At 66.0% G+C, this 7281-nt stretch carries 6 protein-coding genes and 1 pseudogene; 3 read left to right on the forward strand and 4 right to left on the reverse strand.

Annotated elements, in window-relative coordinates; translation table 11 throughout:
* Positions 1-83: 83 nt before the first annotated feature.
* Positions 84-1634: an SPFH domain-containing protein gene (locus tag SFU54_RS04815; RefSeq protein WP_319015166.1), complete on the forward strand. Its 1551-nt coding sequence runs from the start codon at positions 84-86 to the stop codon at positions 1632-1634.
* 3 nt (positions 1635-1637) lie between these two features.
* Here the strand turns inward: SFU54_RS04815 and SFU54_RS04820 are convergent, their stop codons facing one another.
* Together SFU54_RS04820 and SFU54_RS04825 are read right to left on the reverse strand one after the other, a co-directional pair.
* Positions 1638-2801, reverse strand: a complete 1164-nt coding sequence (locus SFU54_RS04820; protein ID WP_319015167.1) for an acyl-CoA dehydrogenase family protein — start codon at positions 2799-2801, stop codon at positions 1638-1640.
* The gene (locus SFU54_RS04825; protein WP_319015168.1) at positions 2798-3637 is read right to left on the reverse strand and encodes an EI24 domain-containing protein; all 840 of its coding nucleotides are present in this window, start codon (positions 3635-3637) and stop codon (positions 2798-2800) included. The genes SFU54_RS04820 and SFU54_RS04825 overlap by 4 nt, the downstream gene beginning before the upstream one ends.
* A gap of 171 nt (positions 3638-3808) precedes the next feature.
* On the opposite strand from SFU54_RS04825, the gene SFU54_RS04830 reads away from it, so the two are divergent.
* Positions 3809-5179: an NAD-dependent succinate-semialdehyde dehydrogenase gene (locus SFU54_RS04830; RefSeq protein WP_319015169.1), complete on the forward strand. Its 1371-nt coding sequence runs from the start codon at positions 3809-3811 to the stop codon at positions 5177-5179.
* 4 nt (positions 5180-5183) lie between these two features.
* Positions 5184-5561 (forward strand): cupin domain-containing protein, encoded by a 378-nt coding sequence (locus tag SFU54_RS04835; RefSeq protein ID WP_319015170.1) that lies wholly within the window; start codon positions 5184-5186, stop codon positions 5559-5561.
* On the opposite strand, the gene SFU54_RS04840 is transcribed toward SFU54_RS04835, so the two are convergent.
* Entirely contained in the window at positions 5558-6934 is a 1377-nt protein-coding gene (locus SFU54_RS04840) for an FAD-binding oxidoreductase (protein WP_319015171.1), read from the reverse strand. The two genes, SFU54_RS04835 and SFU54_RS04840, sit on opposite strands and share 4 nt — an antisense overlap.
* A pseudogene (locus tag SFU54_RS04845) lies at positions 6931-7281 on the reverse strand (hypothetical protein); the annotation flags it as partial. The pseudogene SFU54_RS04845 and the gene SFU54_RS04840, both read right to left, overlap by 4 nt.

Raw genomic sequence — 7281 nt, forward strand, 5'->3', positions numbered from 1 at the left:
AAAGAAATCGACGGAGCCTGCGGGCAGCTTGCGGCCGCCGAGTAGCAGCACCGAACTTCTCTCGATTCCGTCATACTGAGGGCATGTTCCTCGATCAAATCAACGGGTTCTTCACGCAAGTCGTCGGCATCAGCGTTGCCGTCGTTTTCGCGATCATCATCATCGTGGTGCTGCTGCGGGGCATCAAAGTCGCGAAGCCCGATGAGGCGATCATCGTCACGTCGCGCCAGCGCACGCCGAAAGAGCGCGCGCAGAACACCGAGATGGAAAACGTCGGCCAGCGAGTCGTCTTTGGTTCGCGCGTCTTCGTCAAGCCCATCGTCGAGGCCTACTTCAAGCTCAGCCTGCGGTCGCGGCAGCTCAACGTGCAGGCGACGGCACAGACCCGTGACGCCATCACGATTCGCGTCAATGCCGTTGCCGTCGTGAAGGTGGGGGGATCTGAAGCCATGGTGCGCGCGGCGGCCCAGCGCTTCTTGAACCAGCAAGACCAGATTGAGTCGTCGACCGAAGAGGTCTTGAGTGGTTCGGTGCGGTCGATCGTCGGCCAGCTCACGGTGACAGAGATCATTACCAACCGTTCGGCTCTGCAAGAGCAGGTGCTCGAGGCGGTGCGCGAAGCCCTCGACATTCAGGGCCTGCAAATCGACACCCTGCAGATCAAGGAGATCGACGACGACAACAACTACATTCGCGACCTGGGTCGCGCCGAGGCCGCTCGCGTCAAGCAGGTCGCAGAGATCGCCGAAGCTCAGGCTCAGCAAGCGTCAGAAGAAGCGCGCATTGCGGCAGCCCAGAAGATCGCCGAAAGCCAGCGTGCGCTCGACTTGCGCAACGCCGAGATTCAGAAAGAGACCGATAAGGCTCGGGCAGAAGCAGCTGCCGCCGCACCACTCGCCGAGGCGATCGCCCAGCAAGAGGTCGTGAGCCAGCAAGAGCTCACCGCTCAGAAGCGCGTGGGTCTGCGCAAGCAAGAGCTCGACGCCGAGGTGCGCGCCGTCGCCGACGCACAGGCCTACGCGATCGAGAAAGAGGCGAACGCGGCCGCACTCGCATCCGTCGCGGCTGCCAATGCCGAACGTGACGCCCGCAAGGCAGCCGCCGAAGCCATCGAGGCCGAGGGTCTTGCCGAACGCAACCGCCGCAAGAGTGCGGCCGAAGCCGTTGAGGCCGAAGGTGTCGCCGAACGAGCTCGACGCATCGCGGCTGCTGAGGCCCTTGCGGCCGAGGGTGATGCCGAAGCGTCGGCCATTCGATCGAAGGGTACGGCCGAAGCCGACTCGACCCGCGCGCAGGCTGAAGCTCTCGCGGAACGCGCCGAGGCGCTGCTCAAGCAGCGCATCATCGACCAGTTGCCCGAGATCGTTCGCGCCGCCGCAGAACCGCTCGGGGCCATCCAGAATATGACCGTCATTTCGTCGGATGGCACCGGAACAAACCAGCTCGGTGAGAACGTGGCTGGCCAACTCGCGACGTCGACCAAGATCATTAAAGACCTGGTCGGAATCGATATTGGCGAGCTCATCAACGGCAAGGTTGTGGGCGAAGCGACGGGTGCCGCCGTGGCCAAGGGTGCAAGCCGTGCGGCGCGCGCGCCGAGGTCCTCAACGTCTGACGCAAGCGACGCCAGCTAAGGCCTAGCGGAACGCGGGGATACCCGTGATCTGGTTGCCGAGAACGAGGGTGTGCACGTCGTCGGTTCCCTCGTAGGTGCGCACCGACTCGAGGTTGTTCGCGTGCCGCAACGGTGAGTGCTCGAGCGTGATGCCGTTGCCGCCGAGCATCGCGCGCGCCTCACGGGCGATGGCGATTGCCTCGCGCGCGTTGTTGAGCTTGCCCACCGAAATCTGGTGCGGCTGTAGCTGACCGGAATCTTTGAGCCTGCCCAGTTGCACGGCGAGCAGAAAGCCCTTGTTGATCTCGAGGGCCATGTCGACGAGCTTCTGCTGAGTCAGCTGGTAGGCAGCGACGGGCTTGCCGAACACCTCTCGCTGAGTCACATACTCGAGAGCCACGCGGTAGCTGTCGAGCGCTGCCCCCATGACGCCCCACACAATGCCGTAGCGCGCTTGGTTGAGGCACGTGAACGGACCGCGTAATCCCTCGGCACCCGGCAGTTGTGCGCTGGCCGGCACGCGCACCTCGTCGAGCGCAATGTCGCACTGAATCGAGGCGCGCATCGAGAGCTTCTGCCCAATCGGCGTCGCCGTGAAGCCGGGCGTCGTGGTCGGCACGAGAAAGCCCCGGATGCCGTGCTCGGTCTGGGCCCAGATGACGGCGATGTCGGCGATCGACGCGAGGCCGATCCACCGCTTCGACCCCGAGATGATCCAGTCGTCGCCGTCGCGGCGTGCGAAAGTCTGCATCGAGGCCGGGTCGCTGCCGGCATTCGGTTCGGTGAGGCCAAAGCATCCGATCGCCTCGCCCGTTGCCATGCGCGGCAGCCACTCGTGCTTCTGCCCTTCTGAACCGAACGTGTGGATCGCGGTCATCGCGAGCGAGCCCTGCACTGAGACGAAGGTGCGCAGTCCCGAGTCGCCCGCTTCGAGCTCGGCCGCGGCGAGACCGTATTCGACCGCCGAGCGGCCCGCGCAGCCATAGCCCTGCAGGTGCATGCCGAGAAGGCCGAGCGTGCCCATGGGTTTGATGATTTCGGTGGGGAAGACTCCCGCGTCGTACCACTCGGCGATGTGCGGGCGCAGCTCGGCGTCGACGAACGCGCGCACGCGGTCGCGCGTCGCGCGCTCGTCATCGCTGAGCAGGCTGTCGAAACCGATGAGGTCAAGCGGAGAGTCGGTCATGGTGTCTTCTCTACACCAGTTTCGCCAGCCGCCGCCGCCGCGCGTTCGAGCACTGATCGCGCGAGGTGCGTTGCACCGACAACTGCCGCCGGCATGACGGCAATCGCCCCGCCCGGAATGAGAAAGAAGAGTTGCGTGGCGACGCCGAATCCGAGCTCTCGAGCACGCGATCCGCGCAAGAGTCGAGCACGATCGGCGGCGGTGATGCCTCGGGCCTCGAACGCTCGGGTCGTGAGCTCGCGGGCGATCAGGTGACCAGCAAGAACGGGGCCGAGCACCGCCGCGGTCACCGAGCCCACAACCGGAATCAGGCCGACAATGCCGGTGATGAGCGCGAAGCCCATCGCGCGCAGAACCAGGAGGAGAGCATCTCCGAACGATCGCCAAAACCGCACGGGCGAGGGAGTGAAGTCGCCGAGTTCTCTCTCGGCAGCGCGCCAAATGCGCTCGTAGAACGGGTCACCGATGAGCAACGTGAGGGTCGTGAAGATGTACATCGTGCCGATGATGGCGCCCGCGACAATGACCAGTGCCAGCAGCGTGCGCATCACGGTGCGGTCGCGTTCTGCCCACGATTCGGCGAACGGCGTCACGGCGGTGGCGAGGGCGTCGACGCTGAGTCCGAGGCCGATGAGCACAGCCGCGATGAGTGCGGCAGCGATGAACGCGGGCACCATGCCGAGTGCCATGACGGCGGGCCGGCGGCGCCACAAGGCAAAGCCGCGAGGAACGAGGGCTGCGCCGGTCACGACCTCGCGCACGAGTCTGCTGAGTCGGCCGAGGGGACGGCGGCGGGCATCCCGATGCGAGGCGGATGCGCGTGCAGAGACGACCATGACCGGCACTGTAGACGGCCCACCTGAGGGGTATACGCGCTGGCGAAGAATGCGCCGGGAATCTCCATCACGGCGATGCGGTCGACCCCGCCGGGACTCTAGGCTGGGGGCGCGTACGCGCTGTCGCGTGCGCACGGTCGCACCCGAACCGTCGAATCATCGAGGAGCCTCATGAGCAAGTACGCAGTGACCAACCCCGCCACCGGTGAGACGCTGCGGTCGTACCCGACCGCGACGGATGCCGAGGTCGCCACCGCGATCGATCACGCTTACGACGCCTACCGCGCTTGGTCGCGCTCGTCGACCGTGGCTGAGCGTGCGGCCTTGATCGCCAAGGTCGCCAACCTGCACCGCGAGCGTCGTCAGCACCTCGCCGAGATCATCGTGCGCGAGATGGGCAAGCCCATCGGTGACGCTCTGGGTGAGGTCGACTTCTCGGCCGACATCTACCAGTACTACGCCGACAACGGCCCCGAGCTGCTCAAGGATGAGCCGATCGCACTGGCCGAGGGCAGCGAGGGTTCGGCCTTTATTCGCAAGAGCGCCATGGGCGTGCTGCTCGGCATCATGCCGTGGAACTTCCCGTACTACCAGGTCGCCCGCTTCGCCGGCCCCAACCTGATTCTCGGCAACACCATTCTGCTCAAGCACGCGGCGCAGTGCCCCGAGTCGGCTGAAGCTATTCACCAGATCTTCGCCGACGCCGGCTTTCCGGTCGGTGCCTACACGAATCTGTACGCCACGACCGACCAGATCAGCACGATCATTGCTGACCCGCGCGTGCAGGGCGTCTCGCTCACCGGTTCGGAGCGCGCCGGTGCCGCGGTTGCCGAGCAGGCGGGCCGTCACCTCAAGAAGGTTGTGCTCGAGCTCGGTGGCAGCGACCCCTTCATTCTGCTGAGCACCGACGATCTCGATGCGACGGTCGAAATGGCCACCAACGCTCGCCTCGACAACAGTGGTCAGTCGTGCAACGGCGCCAAGCGCTTTATCGTCATCGACTCGCTCTACGACGCGTTTGTGGAGAAGTTCGTGGCGCAGATGTCGGCGACGCAGGCGAGTGACCCGATGGTTGAGGGCGGCGCCTACGGACCTCTCTCGTCGAGCAGTGCGGCCGAAGGTCTCGAAGACCAGGTCAAGCGCGCCGTCTCGGGTGGCGCAACGGTGCTCACGGGCGGAACTCGCGAGGGCAACTTCTTCAGTTCGACCGTGCTCGCGAACGTCAAGCCCGGCAACGACGCCTACTACGAAGAGTTCTTCGGCCCCGTCGCCCAGGTCTTCAAGGTCGCGAACGAAGCCGAGGCTGTGGAGTTGGCGAACGACACCCCCTTCGGGCTTGGCTCGTACTTGTTCACGACCGACAGCGAGCAGGCGCACCGCGTTGCCGACCAGATCGAAGCCGGCATGGTCTACATCAACTGCGTGCTCGCCGACAGCCCTGAGCTGCCCTTCGGTGGCATCAAGCGGTCGGGCTCGGGTCGTGAGTTGGGCACGCTTGGCATTGACGAGTTCGTCAACAAGAAGATGATCCGCGTCGCCTAATTCCATGGCGACGACGGTTCTGCTGCGTAACGCGCCCGAGCACGTTCTCGGCGCGTTTACGCCAAAACCGACCGCCGTCACCCCCGGCCAGTCTGAAGGGTCTGTCGACCTGTGGACTGCGCCGGGGGAGACTGGTGGGCCCGTTGAGACGGGCATTTGGGAAGCCGACCCCGGCACGTTCACGGCGACCCGCGAGGGCTATCACGAAATCTGCTACCTCATCAGTGGCCGCGTCACGCTCACCGAAGACGGTGAGCAGCCTCTCGAGGTCACGGCCGGCGACCTCTTTGTGACACCCGAGGGATGGCGCGGAACCTGGCAGGTGCACGAGCGCGTGCGCAAGGTGTTTGTCATCGTTCCCACCGCACCGACGGCCGACTAGGGCGCCGAGAAAACCGCCCCAGGGTTCAGAATGCCACGCGGGTCGAACGCGTCCTTGATGCGTCGCTGCAGGGCCACTTGTTCGTCTCCGAGTTCGTCGGCGAGCCAGCGCCGCTTGAGGGTTCCGATGCCGTGCTCACCCGTCAGGGTGCCGCCGAGTGCGAGCGCCGCCTCAAACAGTTCGCCCGCTGCTGCCCACACCTCGTTGGGTACCTCGTCGCCGTGATAGACGAGATTGGGGTGCAGATTGCCATCTCCCGCGTGTGCCACCGTCGGAATGCGTATGCCATAGCGATCGCCGATTCGACGAATCTCGGCGAACATCTCGGGCAGGCGTGAGCGGGGCACCGCGACGTCTTCGATGAGCACCTGACCGAGAGCCGCCATGGCGGGGTGCATGGCGCGGCGCACAGCGAGCATCCGTTCGCCCTCGTCGGGGTCGGTCGTCATGCTCGCGGATCCGCCGAGTGCGGTGATGATCGCGAGCACCGCGTGTGCCTCTGACTCGGCGGCTTCACCGTCGGTCTGCACGAGCAAGTGGGCGCTCTCGGCTTCGCGCGGCGGTAGCCCCAGATGGTTCAGGATGCTCGCAAGCGCCAGCGGATCTACGAGTTCCATCGCCGCCGGCCGCACCCGCGCTGCCGTTATCGCCGCCGAGGCTTCGGCCGCCTGCTCGATCGTCGCGAAGTACGCGCCGATCGTCGCGACCGGGCCCGTGGGGATCGGCGTGAGCTTGAGGGTCGCCCCCACGATCACCCCGAGCGTGCCTTCGGAGCCGATCATGAGCGCCGTGAGGTCGAGCCCGGTCACGCCCTTGACCGTGCGATGCCCGAGAGGCATGAGCGTGCCGTCGGCAAGCACGACGTCGAGGCCGAGCACAGCCTCGCGCGTGACGCCGTATTTGGCGCACAGCAGGCCGCCGGCGTTGGTGGCGATGTTTCCGCCGACGGTCGAGATCTCTCGACTTGCTGGGTCGGGCGCCCAGCGTAGACCACGGGGTTCCAGCAGTCGATTAAGTTCGGCGTTCACGATTCCCGGCTCGACAACCGCGAGCTGGTCGGCTTCGTTAATCTCGAGCACGCGAGTCATCGCCGCGGTCGAGAGCACGAGTTGGCCGCGGCTCGCCATCGCGCCACCCGTGAGACCCGACCCCGCGCCGCGCGGCACGACCGGCACGCCGTGCTCGTGGGCGATCCGAAGGGCCGCCTGAACGTGTTCGATCGAGCGCGCCGTGATGGCCGCCAGAGGGGGGTGCTCAGAACGCTGGCCCGATTGATCGCTCCGCGCGGCCTCGAGGTCGGCCGTGTTCGTCGACACGGCGTCGCCGAGCGCGGCGCGAAGCGCGTTGACGACCTTGCTCTCCGAGCGAATCATTGCCCGTCGAGCGTGCCCAGCAGGGCCTCGAGAAACATCGCGCGATAGGGCATAGGGTCGACGTCGGTCACGACCGTCGCGAGCGGTACGTCGCGCGTCGGTGAAATGTCTGCGCCGACCATCGTGCGCAAGTCAACGACCGTCTGACCTCGCGTCGACCCTGGGGCGAGTGCCACCTCGACCGGTGCCCGCCGTGTCACGAGGGGCCTCGGGTCAATCGCCGCACATACAGCTCCGGCGTCGCCGATCGCCACACGATCGTCAGCCACGCGTTCTTCGGTCGCGTCGATGCCAATGAGGTGGGTCAGCAGACCGCCCGCCAACCGGGCTCCCGGCTCGCTCGAGGC

It is taken from the genome of Microcella sp. (assembly GCF_033763155.1).
Lineage (GTDB): Bacteria > Actinomycetota > Actinomycetes > Actinomycetales > Microbacteriaceae > Microcella.